Origin of the sequence: uncultured Treponema sp., assembly GCF_945873775.1 — a bacterium.
Classification (GTDB): domain Bacteria; phylum Spirochaetota; class Spirochaetia; order Treponematales; family Treponemataceae; genus Treponema_D.
On the sequence record NZ_CAMCEC010000005.1, the window covers coordinates 70091 to 87278 of the forward strand.

17 protein-coding genes are annotated in these 17188 nt (G+C 35.1%); 10 read left to right on the plus strand and 7 right to left on the minus strand.

Annotated features, from left to right (window positions below):
• The first annotated feature begins 7 nt into the window (after positions 1-7).
• Positions 8-322 carry a helix-turn-helix transcriptional regulator gene (locus tag Q0N70_RS04015; protein WP_294014096.1) on the plus strand — a complete coding sequence of 105 codons (315 nt, stop codon included), beginning with the start codon at positions 8-10 and terminating at the stop codon, positions 320-322.
• An 88-nt stretch (positions 323-410) separates the two neighbouring features.
• A complete protein-coding gene (locus tag Q0N70_RS04020; protein WP_294014098.1) occupies positions 411-536 on the plus strand; it encodes a hypothetical protein in 126 nt (41 codons plus the stop codon).
• Between the two features lie 40 nt (positions 537-576).
• On the opposite strand, the gene Q0N70_RS04025 is transcribed toward Q0N70_RS04020, so the two are convergent.
• Genes Q0N70_RS04025 through Q0N70_RS04035 form a run of 3 tightly spaced genes read right to left on the minus strand, consistent with a single transcriptional unit; the run spans position 577 to position 1495 of the window.
• A complete protein-coding gene (locus Q0N70_RS04025) occupies positions 577-798 on the minus strand; it encodes a hypothetical protein (RefSeq protein ID WP_294014100.1) in 222 nt (73 codons plus the stop codon).
• Positions 795-1280, minus strand: a complete 486-nt coding sequence (locus Q0N70_RS04030; protein ID WP_294014102.1) for a DUF3990 domain-containing protein — start codon at positions 1278-1280, stop codon at positions 795-797. The genes Q0N70_RS04025 and Q0N70_RS04030 overlap by 4 nt, the downstream gene beginning before the upstream one ends.
• Positions 1277-1495, minus strand: a complete 219-nt coding sequence (locus Q0N70_RS04035; protein ID WP_294014104.1) for a DUF3791 domain-containing protein — start codon at positions 1493-1495, stop codon at positions 1277-1279. The genes Q0N70_RS04030 and Q0N70_RS04035 overlap by 4 nt, the downstream gene beginning before the upstream one ends.
• Positions 1496-1847: 352 nt before the next feature.
• Between Q0N70_RS04035 and Q0N70_RS04040 the strand changes: the two genes are divergently transcribed.
• The 7 genes from Q0N70_RS04040 (at position 1848) to Q0N70_RS04070 (ending at position 7561) form a co-directional block, all read left to right on the plus strand.
• Positions 1848-2180, plus strand: a complete 333-nt coding sequence (locus tag Q0N70_RS04040) for a helix-turn-helix domain-containing protein (protein ID WP_294014105.1) — start codon at positions 1848-1850, stop codon at positions 2178-2180.
• On the plus strand, positions 2180-2911 hold the full coding sequence (locus Q0N70_RS04045) for an ImmA/IrrE family metallo-endopeptidase (protein ID WP_294014107.1): 732 nt from the start codon (positions 2180-2182) through the stop codon (positions 2909-2911). The genes Q0N70_RS04040 and Q0N70_RS04045 overlap by 1 nt, the downstream gene beginning before the upstream one ends.
• Before the next feature lie 206 nt (positions 2912-3117).
• Positions 3118-3888 carry a DUF4469 domain-containing protein gene (locus Q0N70_RS04050; protein ID WP_294014109.1) on the plus strand — a complete coding sequence of 257 codons (771 nt, stop codon included), beginning with the start codon at positions 3118-3120 and terminating at the stop codon, positions 3886-3888.
• 148 nt (positions 3889-4036) lie between these two features.
• Positions 4037-4825 (plus strand): NAD(+) diphosphatase, encoded by a 789-nt coding sequence (gene nudC, locus Q0N70_RS04055; RefSeq protein ID WP_294014111.1) that lies wholly within the window; start codon positions 4037-4039, stop codon positions 4823-4825.
• Positions 4826-4929: 104 nt separating this feature from the next.
• Entirely contained in the window at positions 4930-6444 is a 1515-nt protein-coding gene (locus Q0N70_RS04060) for a phosphomannomutase/phosphoglucomutase (protein ID WP_294014113.1), read from the plus strand.
• A gap of 111 nt (positions 6445-6555) precedes the next feature.
• The gene (gene rpsU / locus Q0N70_RS04065) at positions 6556-6768 is read left to right on the plus strand and encodes a 30S ribosomal protein S21 (RefSeq protein WP_013700886.1); all 213 of its coding nucleotides are present in this window, start codon (positions 6556-6558) and stop codon (positions 6766-6768) included.
• 85 nt (positions 6769-6853) lie between these two features.
• Positions 6854-7561 (plus strand): tRNA-uridine aminocarboxypropyltransferase, encoded by a 708-nt coding sequence (locus tag Q0N70_RS04070; RefSeq protein ID WP_294014114.1) that lies wholly within the window; start codon positions 6854-6856, stop codon positions 7559-7561.
• A 13-nt stretch (positions 7562-7574) separates the two neighbouring features.
• On the opposite strand, the gene Q0N70_RS04075 is transcribed toward Q0N70_RS04070, so the two are convergent.
• Complete coding sequence (locus tag Q0N70_RS04075) at positions 7575-8699, minus strand: hypothetical protein (protein WP_294014116.1); 1125 nt, start codon at positions 8697-8699, stop codon at positions 7575-7577.
• Between the two features lie 115 nt (positions 8700-8814).
• Between Q0N70_RS04075 and Q0N70_RS04080 the strand changes: the two genes are divergently transcribed.
• Positions 8815-9561 carry an acyl-ACP thioesterase domain-containing protein gene (locus Q0N70_RS04080; RefSeq protein ID WP_294014118.1) on the plus strand — a complete coding sequence of 249 codons (747 nt, stop codon included), beginning with the start codon at positions 8815-8817 and terminating at the stop codon, positions 9559-9561.
• 4 nt (positions 9562-9565) lie between these two features.
• Here Q0N70_RS04080 and Q0N70_RS04085 read toward each other — a convergent pair whose 3' ends face one another.
• The 3 genes from Q0N70_RS04085 to Q0N70_RS04095 all read right to left on the minus strand — a co-directional run bounded on the left by Q0N70_RS04085 (position 9566) and on the right by Q0N70_RS04095 (position 16726).
• Positions 9566-13363 carry an exodeoxyribonuclease V subunit beta gene (locus Q0N70_RS04085; protein ID WP_294014120.1) on the minus strand — a complete coding sequence of 1266 codons (3798 nt, stop codon included), beginning with the start codon at positions 13361-13363 and terminating at the stop codon, positions 9566-9568.
• Positions 13360-16239, minus strand: coding sequence for a PD-(D/E)XK nuclease family protein (locus Q0N70_RS04090; RefSeq protein WP_294014122.1), 2880 nt, complete (start codon positions 16237-16239; stop codon positions 13360-13362). Before Q0N70_RS04090 ends, Q0N70_RS04085 begins: the two co-directional genes overlap by 4 nt.
• 175 nt (positions 16240-16414) lie before the next feature.
• On the minus strand, positions 16415-16726 hold the full coding sequence (locus Q0N70_RS04095; RefSeq protein ID WP_294014124.1) for a hypothetical protein: 312 nt from the start codon (positions 16724-16726) through the stop codon (positions 16415-16417).
• Between the last annotated feature and the right edge of the window lie 462 nt (positions 16727-17188).

Genomic DNA, 17188 nt, shown 5'->3' on the forward strand with positions numbered 1-17188 from the left:
TGACCTTATGAATAATTATAAAAATGATTTTATAGATAACCTGATTTTTTACAGAACTCAAAAAAAAATGTCCCAGCTGGAGCTTTCAGGAATTTGTGATTGCGCAAAAAGCACGATTGGCGGAATCGAGTCAAGAAAAAATTTTCCTTCCTTTGAGCTGATTCTGAAAATAGCCTATGCGCTTGAAATCCACCCTGCAGACTTGTTCTTGCGGAATGCCAGCCAAAGCCGCAAGGAAGTGCGGAAATTCTTTGACGAGGAAGTTTCTGCAAAACTAAAGGAAATGGTTGAAAAAAGATTCCCTTTGGTAGAGTTTGAGTAGTTTTTTCAATGTCTGTTCATTTTTTTAGCTAAAGATTATGTAGAGAAATTAGAAGTAAAGGGCAGTTTATGCCGTTGTTTTTGAAGGAATGTTCATAAATGAGCCGTGTCCGATGATTGTTCCTGCCTATGAGTATTTGCTGCACATTCTGAATTCCAAGCTGGAGAAATATTATATACGAAGTCTTGGCTTTACAAGAAACCGCAGCTGCTGAAACAATTTGTTTATTCATTCCTAAATTTCTTTAGAATGAATCAATCAGATAATTCATTTTCGATTAAATCTTCTGCCAGATTTTTATAGTCCAGATTTTCTATTCCATTTTCACCTGATTCAATTTGTTTTGCAAGTTTACTGGAATAATATTTATCCATGGCCTCCCGCAAATCTATTTTTAATGTTGCCGCAAGATAATTAATAATATCTGTTTCGAGATTCTGTTTATAAATTTCAGTTAAATCTTTTGAATTTGTCATTTATTTTCAACCAAATAGGATTTTTCGAATTTTAAAACAGCAGGAATAATTCCTTGATTTACGATGCAGATTTGATCGTTCATTTTATAATATCTCAATTCTTCTATGGTTCTTTTTTTATCCCATAAACCTCGGAAATACATATCCACTGTTTTAAATACATCGTCATTGGCAACATTTCCAATTATTATATCATAGGCTTCATTCAGATTGTCACCATTTCTGCATGCACATACAAAATCAAGCCATTTTTCATTCTCATTGTCGAACCTTAAAGTTCTGTACTGGGAAAAATCTTCAATTAGTGTATAAACATTTACTGTTGGTTTTCCGTTATACCGGGCGGCTTTTCTAGAAGCCCATTTTTCAGCCTGATTCTGATAAGTGGTGATATAAAATCCTTTTCCGAAATCCAAATAGTTTTTAGAAAAAGAAACATCAGGACTCTGAATTTCCTTGTTGGAACCGTGGAAAACTGTCATACAGCAATTCCTTTTTCACGCACAAAGCCTGAAATATCTTCGGCTAAAGCCTTTTCTCCCTGCGTATGAAGCACATCGTAATATTTTATGATATAGTCGTCGAGTATTTTCGTTTTGTTCAATGTATGATAAACATCGGCAGGTGTCATGTGCCATTTTTTAGCAAGCTGATGTATCATAAAAATTGAAAATTCCATCTCAGTTTTTTTGCACATACCGCACCTCCAAAAATATTCTTCTATAAGATAGCATAATTCTTACAAAAAATCATCCTTTAAATACCGCGTGTAATTACTGCACTAATAGCCTCATTATTAGTTCAGTAATCAACATTCATTTAGTGCAGTATCGGTCTCCTTTTCACCGCATTAGTTAAATTTTATTGAACTTTTTGATTTTTATTCTTGACTTCTTATTTTTGTTATTGTATATTGTGTGTGTAGGTTCAAAATATTTGAATATTTTGATTTATTTAAGGTTTATACAAACCTTAAAAACGGATGAGTCAAGGTCTTGAGCGTAAGCGTACCTTGACCAGACGTATTTTATTAAAGACAGGGTAAAGAGATGGGAAACGAGAAATTTATGGCGAGAGTCCGCGAGCTGCGAGAGTCTAGGAAACTTTCTCAGGAAGCTCTTGCCGATAAGGTAGGAGTGACAAAAAGCGGAGTCGCAATGTGGGAGACAAGGGGCGTTGTTCCAAGAAAAGAAACTCTTGAAAAAATCTGTGATGTTCTTGGAACAACAACTGACTATTTATTGGGCATAGGAGAAGTGAATGTTGCAAATGCAAAAATAAATTCAATCCAGAGAGGACTCAGCAAGCTTGACGAAAAAGACCTTGAGCGTGCGGAAGGCATTCTGCGCCTCGCATTTACAGAAGCATTTGGAGGGGAATAGTGAACGAAAAATTTTCAGCAGATTACAAGACAGACATAGAAGAGCGTGTGAATGAGATTTTGATTAAATCCCGCTTTGCAAAGGAATTTCCTTTAGACTGCTTTTTGCTTGTGGACGAAATTGGAAAAGAGATTGCAATTGCTCTAATGCCGTTCTCCTGGATAGAAGAGCATGGAATGAATGTGGATGATGTCATCAGTTCAAAGGACGCAGAAGCTGTCGAGTTTTGCGGAAGGTACATCATTTTCTACAATCAGAATATGCCTTCTGTCCGGATTGTATTCAGCATTGCGCACGAAATCGGTCATATTGTGCCAGGACATGATATTGAGCATATTACAGAATACAGGAAGAAAAACGATTCAAGGTTCAAGGAGCTTTACGGGCAGAGCGAAATCGAGGCGAATTATTTTGCAGCTTGCCTTTTAATGCCGGAAGCCATAATAAACCGCCTGAAGTCGTTTGGCTGCTGCATAACAAAAGAGTTCTTGCAGACTTCTTTTGGAGTGTCAGAATCCGCATCTGAAATTCGCATAAAGACTTTAAGGCGGAATTCTCAAAGATATGTTTCTTATTGGACCAAGGACAAGTCTTTGGACAATGCAGTTCTGCTGAAATTCGCTGATTTTATAAAAAAGATTTCTCCAAGACGAAAAAGCTATGAGGAAGAATACAGATATGAAGAGGAAATGCAGGAAGAGCGGAACAGATGGCTTGCAGAAGGATATTAGCGGAAACTAAAGCCGATAGTATATTCGGCATAAAAATTAAAATAAAAAAGTCTGAAAACAGTTGCATGTTATGCGACAGGCAGCGGCTCCCAGACTTGACGGCATCAATAACGATACCAAATGTGGTTGTTTGATACTATCATTATTGATCCCCCGTATGCAAGAGCCGTTGCCACAATCTTCTATATTAGAGGAGGCAATGCCCTATGGCAGCCAAATCAAATCTCATGGATTCTATTGAGAATCCTAACGGCCGTGTGTCTGTAAAGTTACAGCGCAACTATTTTTCAAAGGATTCTTCCGACAAGTATGTTGGAAGAATAGTCCGAAACACCCATACCGTCGGGAATGTCATTCAGCTTGTGGCGAACAAGGTTCCTCAGCTGGACATCGGCACGGTTTATTCCGTCTGCGATGCTTTTGAAAAAGTCATTGCAGAATCGCTTGGAGGCGGAAACTCTGTAAACTGCCTGAACCTTGGCGTGTTCTACATCGCCTGCAAAGGCTCAACTGACGGAAGCAGTTTTTCGCCGAACATCACGGTAAAATTTATTCCGTCAGAGCTTACAAAGTCCGCAATCTCAAATGTTACGGTCGAGCATGAATCTTATTCTGAACCGGCTGCGACTATCAGCAGAATTGTTGACATTGACACAGGGGATGATGACGGAAATCTTTCTTTGAACGGCTCTGTGCAGATTTCCGGCAAAAAACTTCTGATTGGAGGAGAGGGCGGCGGAATATGGTTTGCTCCAGCGTCTGGAGATACGGCGGCTATTGACGAAAGCGGTGCGGACTGGATTCCAGTAACAGCAAAACTTTCCATAAACAAGCCCGGAACTCTGCTTTTTCCGTTGCCAAAGACGCTTTCTGCAGGCACGTACCGAATTGTGCTGAAAACAAGGTGCACTTCAAATTTGAAGTATGAGCGAAAGGAGCTTGTCTCAACAGTTTCAGACGCTCTTGTGATAAAGTAATGCGCGTGCTTATCAGGACATTTGTTTTTTGAATTCTCCGACTAATTAACACTTGCATATTTGCAAAATCTTTTGCTAGACTAAGACCGTCATTTTTGTGGCGGTCTTTTTTATTGCTGACATTCTTAAAATTGACTGGAGAACTTTTATGCCGATTATTACAAAGCCGAATTTTTTTGACGCAGATTATTTTTTTGTTTGCAAAGGAAATGAAATTCTAGTAAAGGACAATTCTTTAATTTCAAAAAAAGAATTTGAATTTTTTGCAAATGAAACTTTTTCAGACGACTGGTATATAGAAACAAATCTTTCATACAGCGCAGCCTTGGCAAAAGAAAATTGTTCACTTCCTGAAAACTGCAAATTTATTTCCGTCCGGCAATTCTGCTTTGAGCATAAAGAAACCGCATTCCCCGTTTCAAGAGCCGCAAGCATTTTAAAGCAAAGAAGCACATTTAAATTCTGCCCTTCATGCAAAGGAAAATTAATTGATGACGAAACTGAATCCGCAAGAAAATGCCCGGACTGCAAAACAAAATTTTTTCCGCGGATAGAGCCTGCCACAATAACGCTCGTTTCCAAGAAAGATGAAATTCTTCTTGTAAAAAATAAAAATTCCGCATACAAAAATTACGCCTGCGTTTCAGGTTTTGTTGAACAAGGTGAAACTCTTGAGCAATGCGTCGCACGGGAAATAAAAGAAGAAACAAACATTGAAGTTCAAAATATAAAATACTGCGGAAGCCAAGCATGGCCGTTTCCAGACCAGCTCATGCTAGCGTTCACGGCGGAATACAAAAGCGGCGAAATAAAAATTCAAGAGTCTGAAATTCTTGAAGCCCGCTGGTTCAAAAGAAATGAACTTCCTCCAGAATCACAGTTGCCTCGTCCAGGTTCTGTAGCATGGAATTTGATAAATGGAATTTTTAAAAGCTAAAAAAGCAGAGTTTGACCACAGCAAAAAAAATATATAAAATAAAGAACATTTTCTAATTTTAATTTTTAGAAATGATTTTTTTGAAATTTCTACAGAGGAAAAATATGTCTGAATTTAATTTGATGAAACTGCAAAACGGAAGCGATGTGCGCGGAATTGCAATAGAAGGCGTTGAAGATGAGCACGTAAATCTTACAGACGAAGCCGCAAACTTAATAGGCCAGGCATTCGTTTTGTGGCTTGAAAAAAAATGCGGAAAAAAAGCAGCAGAACTTAAAATTGGAATTGGACGAGATGCCCGCATCACGGGAGAAAAACTTGCGCTTGCAGCCGCGGAAGGAATTTCTTCAACTGGAGCAAAAGTTGTAAGCTGCGGCCTTGCAACAACACCGGCAATGTTCATGTCAATTGTTTTTGACCAGACAAAGTTTGACGGCTCCCTTATGATTACTGCAAGCCATCTGCCATTCAACAGAAACGGAATAAAATTTTTCAATGCTGACGGCGGACTTGAGCACGAAGACATTGAAGAAATTTTAAAGACCGCGCAAAATTTAAATCTGCAAAAAACAAATTCTCCATTCGCAGAAAACTTTGACTTGCTTTCAGTTTATGCAGAATATTTAAAGCAGACAATTTGCAAAGAACTGAATTCAACTGAATCAGAAAAGCCGCTTGCAGGATTAAAAATTGTTGTCGATGCAGGAAACGGAGACGCAGGATTCTTTGTAGACAAAATTTTAATTCCGCTTGGAGCAAACACAGAAGGAAGCGAATTTCTTGAGCCAGACGGAATGTTTCCAAACCACATTCCAAATCCAGAAAACAAACAGGCAATGCAGGCAATTCAAAAAGCCACAGTTCAAAACAAAGCAGACCTTGGATTGATTTTTGACACTGACGTTGACAGAATGAGCGCGGTTTTTCACACAGGCGAAGAAGTTAACCGTGATTCTATAATCGCGCTTTTTTCAGCTATACTTGCGCCAGATTTTCCGGGCAGCACTATTGTAACCGATTCAGTAACAAGCGACCGTTTAACTTTCTTCCTTGAAAAAAAACTTGGTTTAAAACATCTTCGCTATATGCGCGGATATAAAAATGTAATCGACAAATGCCGCGAACTTAATGAAAAGGGAATCGTTTCTCCGCTTGCAATGGAAACTTCTGGGCATGGAGCGTTAAAAGACAACTATTATCTTGATGACGGCGCTTTCCTTGCTGTAAAACTTATTTCGTCACTTGCAAAAGCTGCAAAAGAAAACAAAAAAATCGAAAGCTTTATTTCAGAACTTCCGCCTGCCGGAATTGAAGCGGAGTACAGATTTAAAATTAAGTCAGAAGATTTTAAGCAATACGGAAAAAAAGTTCTTGAAGAATTCAAATCCCGTGCAACGAAAAACAACCTCGACCTTCCTGAAAATTTTGAAGGCGTGAGAATTTCTTTCCATGACAAAAATGCAGAGGGCTGGCTTTTGCTGCGGCTTTCACTTCACGACCCTGTGATGCCGCTCAACATAGAAGGAAAAACTCAAAAAGACAAAGACGAAATTGTAAAAATAGCAAAAGAACTTGTTTCAGGCTTTGAATTGCTAGACACAAGCGTTTTAGACAACTAAAAAAAATGTGGAATTTGCGTAAAAACCAGATTCCGCATTGACATAATTCATTTTTTTGTTCATAATTTAGTTCCCTGCGATATTTCGTTGGTGAGGATGGTGAACAAAGACATGGCAACAATCAATGTTGATGAGAATGAGAACCTCGAAAAGGCAATCAAACGCTTCAAGAGAATGGTTGAAAAAGAAGGTATTATCCGTGAATACAAAAAGCGTGAATATTATGAAAAGCCTTCTACAATCCTCAATCGCAAAAACAAATCATTGGCTCGTAAGCTTTTGAAAAAAAACCACAAGCCGCATGATTCTAAATCAGCTTACTAATTGTGATTGGAACCCTGGAAATCTCCGGGGTTTTTACATTTTAAAACAAGCAAATAAAATTTCAGTTTTTCAAAAAGAGGAGCTTATGAAAATTCAGGACGACAATGAAAATTACAGGCAGCTTTGCTTTAAATGTATGCGGCCAGTTTCTTCATGCTACTGCAAATATACAGCTCCTATAAACTGCGGAATAAAATTTGTTTTTCTAATGCATCCAAAAGAAGCTAAAAAACAACGCACAGGAACAGGACGTCTAGCTTCTCTTTGCCTTCCCGAAAGTGAAATTCTTATGGGAATTGATTTTACAAAAAACAAGCGTCTTGAAGAACTTTTAAATGATCCGCAGTATTATCCAGTTTTGCTCTACCCTTCACCAGATGCCTGGACTTGCAGCAAAGAAGGATTCAAAGAAACAATACAAGGAAAAAAACTGCTTGCAATAATTGTGGATTCAACTTGGTTCTGCTCAAAAAAAATTCTTCGATACAGCACAAATATAAATTCTCTGCCGAAATTTTCATTCATCGGAAACTACAAAAGCATTTTCACTTTTAAACATGAACCGCAGGAATATTGCGTTTCAACAATTGAAACTTGCTACTATCTGATTAAAGAACTGCAGTCAACAGGAATTGTGGACAAAGGAATTTCACCAGAGCCGCTTATGACAGTTTTTAAACAGATGATAAAGTTTCAGCTTCAAAAAGAAAACGACCGCATAGAAGGAAAAATTCCAAATAGCCATGCAAAAGACTGGAAATACACACGCAAAAAAGAAATTCCAAACTTCTAGCAGCCGAGTTTTTTTATTTTTTCACATACGGAATATCTGAATTCTTATAGCCCGGAGTTGCAGTTTTTGCAACAATCCAACAGTCTTTTCCATTTACTATCGGCTGGCCATTTTTATATGCCGCAATAGCTTCCTTTAAATTTTGCCGCGAAAGACTTCTTGTTGTTGCTGTAGGAGTAACATTATCACAGCAAACCGCATTTTCAACAGAAGCACCGTCTTGCCATACTCCGCTTTCTGAAACAATAGAAGCAAAATCAGAAATTCCTTTTTTCCATTCTGTGCAATCTGATTTTGCAAAAACAACCGCATCAAGAATTTCAGAAGTATTGGAATTTCTTAAAACAACTATGTCGCTGGCAGCAAACGGCTTTTTTGTGCATTCGCTCCACAAGTCCCTTGCAGTATCGCAAGAATCCTCATGCGTAGAAAGCTTTAAATTATTTTCAAGCTCATTAAACATTCCTTCACCATCAAGACCTTCTGCAACAATCGTTCTCATGTGCAAGGTAACATAGTCGCCCTTTTTTACTTCAATTGCAGGAAGAATAAATTTTGTTTTGTCTCCATTCGCCGCGCTTATAATTTCAAGTCCAGAAAGATTTCCTTCCTTTAAAACATAAAGCTCAACAAATTCGCTGCGATGAACTCTTTCCTTTGTTTCTTTTATCGTTCTTGTTCCATAAGCATTTCTAAGTTCTGTAATTATAACTTTTGCAGGGTTGCTGTTAAATCCTTTAAACGGAACACTGAACGTCAAGGAATTTCCCGCAGAATCAAAAGCCATGCCTTCAATTTTGTAATCAATTCCAATTGCGGTTTCATTTTTAAATTCAAGCAAAACTGTATTCTCTTCATATTTACATTCTACATTTCCCATGCTTGAAATTTCATCTGATAAAAAAAGTTCCGTGTTTTTCAGCTCGACTTCCCTTGAAAAATCTATGCGCGCAGAATTAGAAGATGTGGCGCAAAACTTTGTTATCTTGGGAACAGAAAAATCCCCAGACAAAAGCTCAAGATTTTCCACAGAAGAACGGCACGACATAGGACAAACTGAAAAAGTGACAGCAAACAAAAGCCCTGCGGAAACAAAAATCATCTGGCTTAATTTTTTTACAAATTGATTTGAATTCATAAACACTCCTATAATTTTTTGATACGACAAGCGCTCTTGATATTTTTATTACCTAAAAATAAAAAAAAATGCATTGTGATTCCATTTTTGCATAAAATTCATTAAACTTTTTTTTATGGAATACAAATCATTTTTTGAAGAAGATAAAAAAATTTTTCATGCTCAGTCAAATATTTATTTCAGCCAATGCAATGCAAACAAAGACCTAAGCTTGCATGAGCTTTTAAAAATAACTTCTGATATTGCAGTTGAAGATTACAGGCAACGCGGAATGTCGCGCGAAATTCTTAAAGACAACGGATTTGGAATTCTTGTTTCAAGATGTTCGTATAGAATTCATCAGTGGCCAAAAGAAAATCAATTTATAGAAGTTGAAACTTGGGAAGAAAAACCGCAGGCTCTTCAGTTTATGCGCGGCTATAGAATTCTTGATGAAAATAAAAATGTCTTAGTTTCTGGAAAATCATCATGGCTTTTAGTCGATATAAATGAACGCCGAATTCTTCCACTAAAAAAATTCACGCTAAGAACTCCACCTGAGTTTTGCATTGAACTTAACTGCGACAAGCCGGATAAAATTCTTCAGCCCGAAAAAAGCGAGCTGTGGGACACACGGACAATAAAGTTTTCAGACTTGGATGCAAACGGACACACAAACAATGCAAGATATGCTGCATTTGTTGAAGATGCAATTCCAGAAGAATTCCGCGGAAGAAAGCCAAAAGACTTCAAAATAAATTTCGCAAAGGAAGCAATGCTAAATGATAAAGTAGAAATTTTTGGCTTTAAAGAGGAAAACAAAATAACTTTCCTTGGAAAAACTCCGGAATCAGTTTCCTTTGAAGCAATCATTTCATATTAAAAAATCATACCGTATAATCTGAAATATCAATTTCCTTGTCGTAACGAAGATAATAAAGAAAAGTTTTTATATCTTTTGTATCGACCTGGAAAATTTCAGAAGCGGCTTTGCGATAACAAGAAAGCTGTTCGATATAAAGTTCTGGCTTTGCAACACGGTCTGTTTTGTAATCAACAATAAAAAATTTTTTGTCTGAATCTTGAAAAATCAAATCCATTGAACCTGTAAAAATCGTATCGTCCATAAGAAATTTAAATTTGTTTTCAGCTTTGCAAAGACGGTTGCTTCTTTTTGCATCTGCAACTTTTTTTCCAAGATCACTTTGTTTAAAAGCTTCACACATAGACACAATAGTCTTTAAAAGAATTTCCTTAGCTTTTTGATTTTCAGAAAGTTTCTTTGCAACAATTCTGTCAATAAAATTTTCAGCATTTAAAAGATTTCCAGTAGAAACAAAGCATTCAAGATAAGAATGCGCAAGTTTTCCAAAATCAGCATAATTAAATTCAGCAGAAGCAGAATCCTCTTCATTCTCTTCTAAAATATCAGAAGCTGGCTTTAAAACAAAATCAACAGAAGAGTATTCTTCGTTTATTTTAAATGCGTCGTCAATTTTTACAGTTGTTTTTGGAGGCAACTTTTCAAGACCGCTTGGCGTTTGAGTTTTATCAAAAAATTCTTGAGGAAAATCAATGTCTTTTTCAAATGGAGTTTTGTCATAAAAAGAAGAAAACAATTCTATCTTTTTCTGCCTAAGTTCATCTAAACTTATTTTATCATCTGCGCGGACTTTTGTAGAAACAGGATTTATTTTTATAAAATCAAACGGCGCGCCATGTTTATTAAACACAGGCACATTGCAATACGATTCAAAAGAAAAATCATTGTCGGCATAAAGTTCCTTCTGATAATAAAAGCGGCAAAGCTTGTGCATCAAGGAAAGTGAGCCATCATATTTTTTTTCAGCATTATCAGACTCGTCAAACTTCTTTAATTCCTTGCTTCTTGAAAGACTTCCGACTAGATGCACATCTTCTTCTGCCCGCGTAATGGCAACATAAATTTTACGTTTTTGTTCAGCAAGTTCTCTTAAAGCAGAGTCTTCTTTTTGGCGTACAGAAAAGTAATTTCCACCTTCGCCCAAAGCGCATAAAGAAACTCCAGTTGCGTTTTTTTCGTCAAATCCGTCTTCATCAAAAAAGAAAGTTCCTGTTGTTTGCGCTTTAGGATTTCCCCAAATTCCAATAACAAAGACATGCTTAAACTGCAAGCCTTTGCTCTGATGAATTGTCATAATTTTTACAGCGTCAGGTTTTTCAAGCGGATAAGAAATCTCTTTTAGCTCAAGTTCAACGCTCTCATCATTCATATAAGATGAAATTTCTTTCTTTTTTGCAATTCCAAGTTGATCAACAAACCAAGAAATGCTTTTTCCTTCGTTTTCAGCCTGACGCGCAGTTTCATAAAGCAAGTCAAACTGCTCTGAATAAAGTGAAAGATTTCTATTTAAAATTGTCTCAAAGTAATATCCAGTTTTATACCACAAAAATTCAAGTGATTTTGTAAGACTTTGAGAAAGAATATCTTCCCGCAATTCTTCATAAAAACTTTTTGCAGACAAATATTTTTTCAGATCAGAATCAGAAAGAGAAAGTTCATCATTTTCCTCAAATGCAGAAAAAATAATTTCAGAATTCTTTGTCTTTTTTACTGATGCTGATAAAATATTTTGAACGCCTTGCATGCTTATTCCAGCAAATGGCGAAGAAAGAAAAGCTGCAAACGCATTTGAATCTGAAGGATAAACGCAAAACCTTAAAAAACTGTAAAAGTCATTTACAATTCCTTCTGAAAAAACATTTGTCTGACGGTCAACTGTATAAGGAATGTTAAAAAGAGAAAGATACCTTTGCAAATAAAATCTTCCTGAACGAGAATTGTCCAGAATTGCATAGTTGTTAAAGTTAGAATCTTTTTTTGAAAGCTCATAAATTTTTCTAGCTATAAAATATGCTTCTGTTTCTTTTTCGCTAAGACATTTTCCATAGTTTACAAAATCAGCAAAGTTGTTTCCGTCTTCATTTTCTCCTGTATTTAAAAGACATAAGTGAATAGGAACATTACTTGCATCAACAGAAGCCGGGATTTCGTTTTTTTTCAAAGCATTGTGTTTATATTCGGCTTCATAGCTTTTTATATCTGCAATTCCATTTTCTTCTGAATAAAACAAAGAAGGAATTTCAGTTTCATTCAATGGCCGTTTGTCATCGCAGTTTCCAAACATCAGATTAAAAGAATAAAGCAAAGGAACAGAAGAGCGGTAATTGTTTGTCATATTCAAGTTAACATTTTCTTCTGAACCAGAGTTATCCTTTAAAGATTTTTTTAACTCATTGAATACGCTTACATCTGCCCCGCGGAATTTGTAAATCGACTGTTTTTCATCTCCAACAAAAAATAATTTTTCCGCAGAAACATTTTTTTCAAGCTCAGCAAAAAATTCTGTTTCAGTTTTGTCTTCAATTAAAAGTTCTTTGCCATTATTTTCAGAAATAAGAAACAAAAGCTCCTTGTTTTTTTTGTTGTTATCTTGAAACTCATCTATCATTATTTTCTTTATAAGATTTTTTTGCTGCTTTCTGATGTCTGGCTGCTCAACAAGAATCCTCAAAGCCAAGTCACCAACATCTTTAAAAGAAAGATTCCCAGAAATGCGTTTGGTATTATTTACTTCTTCAAGGAATTCATCAAGAAGTTCAAACATTCTTTTTTGCGCAGAAAAGTTTTTTATAAAATTCACGACAGAAACAACAATAGGAATCGTTTCTCTTATTATCTTTATAATTTCCTTGATTTCTTTTACAGGTTCTTTGCTTCCGCCTTTATTCATGCTTATTGAGCAAATAGAATTTATACTTGAACAGAACTCCTGCGCAGTTACAGAAAAAGAATTTGCATTTTCTTCATCTAAAAAATTAAATGAAAAATTATTTCTGTTTTCTGTAAAATCATTTTTTTCAACTAATTCTTTTAATTCATTTACAAAAGCATTTTTTTCATCAGCTTCATTTAAAAGTAATTTTAAATTTTCAAACTTCGATTTTATAGAATTTTCATTTTCATCAAAAAAAGAATTCCAGGATTCAAGTATCTGTTGCTTTTGTATCTGAAAATTATCCGAAAAAAAGTTTTTTCTTGTAGCAACAGAAGTACATTCCAAAACTGGAGCAGCAAAATAATTCGCTGCAAAATCTTCTATTTTTCCAGGCATAGAATAAATATTAAAGCATTCTTCAGTTCTATGCTTTAAAACAAATGGAAGGGCAGCATCTTCAACAGCACGATCACAAGATGAAGAACCCGTTGTAAAATCAGGGCGAATTCCGTAGCGGCTAGCAGCAATTCTTACAAGAGAACCACTGTAAGCATCAAGAGTTTGAATCTTGGCATCTGCAAATTCATCTAATGCTCTTTTTGCAAGTTCTACCTGCTTTGGATATTTTTCCTTATCAAGAAATTTTACAAACGCATTAAGTTTCTTATATATTCGATCATAAATTTCAGAAGCTGCTTCTTTTGTAAAAGTAAGAGCAAGAATATTTTTTACACGTATGTTTTCATCGGTCATAAGTAAAAAAGCATATCGAAAAGCAAGAACATCTGTTTTTCCAGAACCAGCTCCAGCGGAAACAACTGCATTATCTTTTTTTGTTATTGCTTTAATCTGAAAAATATCAGGCGATTTTGAATTAGCAGGATTTTCAGTTAAAGGCTCATTTAAAAAATCATAATCAATGCTCATAAAATTTCCTTTTTTGCAATATTAAATGATGTTCTGCAAATTGAATTAAGTCCGCACTTCATGCAGTCTTTGTAAACATTTACACCATGCTCTTTGTCCGCTTGAAAATTCTTAGGCTCAAAATCAAATTCAGCAGATTTTTCATAAAAGTACTCTGCAAAAATTTCAAACTCAGTCAAAGTTTTTTCAAACCCATCTCTGTCTGTGTTATGGCTTCTTGCATTCGGCACTTTTGAAATAATCTGCACAACATCAAAGTTATCTGCGGAATCCTTTTTTATCTTATAAAACATAGCAGAACAAACTTTCATTTCATTGCTTTCCAAAAGCTTTACGTATGAAGCCATTTGAAAGTCTCCTAAAGACGGAATTGAATCAGCATTAAAAATACAGTCTTTTATAGAAGGCGCAGAACCAGTCTTATAGTCAATGATAAACAGTTCGTCAGGCTCATCAGGATTTAAAAGCACGCAGTCAATCTTTCCAAAGAAGTCGAATTGTCCTGAACTGCATGGAACTTCTTTTTCAATTTCAACCCCTTCAATAAAATATCCGCCGAAGTTCTTGCATCCTTTTTTATCAGAACAATCTGGCAACGCACAAAACTGTCTGAAAAACAAAAATACATTTTTACAAATAAGTTCTTTCTGGCTTTCAATAATTCTAAGAGCAAGCGGACTTCTTGAAAATCCTGAACGAAGTTTAGCTTCATCAAAGGAAGAATAAATCAGTTGCTCTATCTGCCCAGAAGTTTCTTCACTGAATACTGGAATCTTTCCTTTATAAATTCCATCTTTATCTTGAAAGTTTTTACATACAAGCTCAATTGTTTTATGAATAAGAACGCCAGCCTCATAGTTTTTTATAAGGTCTACATCTAAAGAATCTTCTTTTAAACTTAAAACTTTTGTAAAAATAAATTTTCTTGGACAAGGAAAAAAACTCTTTAATTCTGTCTGAGAAATTTTTACTTTTTCAGGATTTGAATTTTTTCCTTTATCTCTTAGCTCTGCATTGATTTTATTTTTTAAAGAATCAGATATACAAGAAGAATTGCCGAAAGCAAAAACATTTTTCCAATTATAAAAAGATTTCTGCTGCATTTCTGAAAAAACACGCTCCGAAACAACTCCGTCTTTAAAATCTTTTTTTTCATTATTAATAAAATCAAATTGCTCAAGAGTTTTTTCACCTGCTTGCTCATAAGATTCAAGCGCAGTATGCATAATTGCAGAACCAGAAAATGATTTTTTCGATGCAGAAAAAAACACCTGCTTATTTTTTAACGTTCTCTGTTGACTGCAATAGAGTTTTATAAAATCAACAGAAGCGTCTTTTTCATTTAAATCAAGCAACGCACGTTTTTCAACATCATTTATAAACCCAAGTTTTTTAAAAGGAACTGAAATATCTCTTTGGGTTGCATTTATTACAAACTGATATTCAAAATCCGCGCAAACAGAAAGCCTATAAGGAAAAACATTAACTCCATATTTCTTTTCATTAGGCGTATAAGTCTTCTGGTTAATTTCATTTATAAAAAAATCAAAGGCAGAATTTAATTTATAATTTATTTTTGAAAGATAATCATGCTCAATAGACACAAGATTATTTAAATCAGTAATTATTCGTCCTAGGATTTTATCAGTTGTCTTGTAACGCTCTTCATTAAATTTTTTTTCATCAACAAATTTACTTTTAAAATTGTCCCATGCAAATTTCAGTTTTTGAAAACTAGATGCATTTTCAAATTGCAAAACAGCGTCTTTGATTTTTAAATAAAATTCTCTCTCTGCGCTTCCATCATCAAGTGAAGAAAGCCATATATCTTTGATAGATTCACCTTCTTCATAGCTGCATACACATCTTTTTTCATTTCCTGCTCTTACAAGACGCTCATTTAAATCAAAATCTTTCCACGGAATATATCCATCAAGCAAAAACGAACGTACACTGTCATAAGAAAAGTTAGAAGAAGCGCAGTCTTTTATTTTTTGAAAAATATCTCCGCCGCAATTCTTTGTATATGGAACTCCAGCACGCACAGTGAACGGAACAGAATAAATTGACAGTTCTCTTTCCAAATAAGGTCTGATATTTTCCAAGTCAGGAACATTGACGGCCACTGTACGCAAGTCAATTTTTTCAAGATGCAACTGCCTAAGCCTAAGAGCAAGCATTCTAATTTCCTTTCGCGCATCATTATAAAAAACACACTTGCCGCTCTGCGCATTCTTGGGAATACAAACCAATGTTACATTTTCTTCCGCACAAAGAATATTCTGAAATTCCGCAAAGTCTTCAAGAATCTCTGGATAAAAAATAAAAATTCGCTTTTCATTCTTCTTGAAATTTGAATCTAAATAAGAAGGCTCATAAAAACTGTTCTGCGTCAAAAATTCTTTGTAAAGCTCAAAAAGTTTTTTGTAGTCATTATCTTCATCATCAGGAATTTTTCCTGCGGCGCAATACTTTTCAAACTGCTCATTCCAAAGTTTTAATGAAGGAAGAATCTTTGCAATCCAATCTGTAAAGCTAAAAACATTATCCTTGAACTCTGGCGCAGAAGAAACAATTCTTTTAAAGAAATGCTTCTCATTATTTTCTGAAAGGATTTTTTGAACAAAAACTTTTCGCACAACTGGAGGAATACAAATAAGATTTTCGTCAGCAGCCTTTAAATAATCAGACTTGAATTTATCCCATGCCGTAAACTGATCAAGATTAAAAGCCCGCACACCAGATTCATCCGAATTTTTTACAGTCCAATTTATCCAGCTTGTCTGAACAACATCAGTAGGAAAAACAAAAAGTGAATCTATATTCTTTATATTAGCCGCAATGACTTCTGAAATCTTTTCTTCACTAAAATTCATAGACTAATAATATAGCACATAATTTCTTATTTTTAGACAAAAAGTAGATTTTCGTAGAATTTTTTTTCAATAAAGTGTTTTTTTTTACTAAAAAAATAAATGCACTATAAAACAAAGCAGACTGCCTAAAAGATTGTTCTAATTAGACAGTCTGCTGCTTAGTTTTAAATAACCGCTATTTCTTGCCAGCTATTCCAAATTCCTGCCATCCCGTCTGTGGAATAGTCAGCTTTACACGCTTTCTTGCATCCCTGATACGCAAATCCAATCTTCTAGTTTCTTCTGCAATGTCCAAAGTACAAGTTTTTAGATCAGACTTAAGTTTTTCCTGCTTGCTGTCAAGATTTTGAAGATTTGCAACAATGCTATCAAGTTCCAAAGCATTCTCTTCTCCTAAGCTTACACTTGCAAGCTCCTCTTTGTGAGCCTTAATGCCAGCCGACATCAGCCGTGCGTCGCTCATTTTCTGTGCAAACGTATTGCCCATTGTTCTTCTCCTTTAAAAAATTAAGACAAAGACCTCTCTTTAGAATTAATTTTTTAAGCCGCTCCGAAAAATATTTTACGAAGCATAAGTTGATAAATAGTTTGCAACGCAAACTTCAAATGATTAAAATCAACAGAAGTTCTGTCAATTTCCATTTTCTCTCCTTTTTTCGATTTCAACCTAGAAACCGATAATAAAAAGGTAAAAAAACTTTTAGGAATTTTCAAGGAAAAATCAAAATTTATTTAAAAAAGCAGTTAAAAATTGCAAAATAAAAAAATCTGCAATAAAAAAGCCAATTGCAGACCAAACTAAAGAATAATTATCTGGATTTTCAGAAAAATTAACTATTTTTAAAGCAAAAACACTTCGACCTTTATTAAAAACACTTGTTCCTAGCTCAAATTCATCCGTTTTTTAAAGAAAAGTACTTGTTTTTAGTGTAAAATTATATATCTTTTC

Coding starts and splice junctions, on each gene's coding strand:
- Q0N70_RS04015 (WP_294014096.1), top strand. CDS start 8: ATGAATAATTATAAAAATGATTTTATAGATAACCTGATTTTTTACAGA.
- Q0N70_RS04020 (WP_294014098.1), top strand. CDS start 411: ATGTTCATAAATGAGCCGTGTCCGATGATTGTTCCTGCCTATGAGTAT.
- Q0N70_RS04025 (WP_294014100.1), bottom strand. CDS start 798: ATGACAAATTCAAAAGATTTAACTGAAATTTATAAACAGAATCTCGAA.
- Q0N70_RS04030 (WP_294014102.1), bottom strand. CDS start 1,280: ATGACAGTTTTCCACGGTTCCAACAAGGAAATTCAGAGTCCTGATGTT.
- Q0N70_RS04035 (WP_294014104.1), bottom strand. CDS start 1,495: ATGTGCAAAAAAACTGAGATGGAATTTTCAATTTTTATGATACATCAG.
- Q0N70_RS04040 (WP_294014105.1), top strand. CDS start 1,848: ATGGGAAACGAGAAATTTATGGCGAGAGTCCGCGAGCTGCGAGAGTCT.
- Q0N70_RS04050 (WP_294014109.1), top strand. CDS start 3,118: ATGGCAGCCAAATCAAATCTCATGGATTCTATTGAGAATCCTAACGGC.
- nudC (WP_294014111.1), top strand. CDS start 4,037: ATGCCGATTATTACAAAGCCGAATTTTTTTGACGCAGATTATTTTTTT.
- Q0N70_RS04060 (WP_294014113.1), top strand. CDS start 4,930: ATGTCTGAATTTAATTTGATGAAACTGCAAAACGGAAGCGATGTGCGC.
- rpsU (WP_013700886.1), top strand. CDS start 6,556: ATGGCAACAATCAATGTTGATGAGAATGAGAACCTCGAAAAGGCAATC.
- Q0N70_RS04070 (WP_294014114.1), top strand. CDS start 6,854: ATGAAAATTCAGGACGACAATGAAAATTACAGGCAGCTTTGCTTTAAA.
- Q0N70_RS04075 (WP_294014116.1), bottom strand. CDS start 8,699: ATGAATTCAAATCAATTTGTAAAAAAATTAAGCCAGATGATTTTTGTT.
- Q0N70_RS04080 (WP_294014118.1), top strand. CDS start 8,815: ATGGAATACAAATCATTTTTTGAAGAAGATAAAAAAATTTTTCATGCT.
- Q0N70_RS04085 (WP_294014120.1), bottom strand. CDS start 13,363: ATGAGCATTGATTATGATTTTTTAAATGAGCCTTTAACTGAAAATCCT.
- Q0N70_RS04090 (WP_294014122.1), bottom strand. CDS start 16,239: ATGAATTTTAGTGAAGAAAAGATTTCAGAAGTCATTGCGGCTAATATA.
- Q0N70_RS04095 (WP_294014124.1), bottom strand. CDS start 16,726: ATGGGCAATACGTTTGCACAGAAAATGAGCGACGCACGGCTGATGTCG.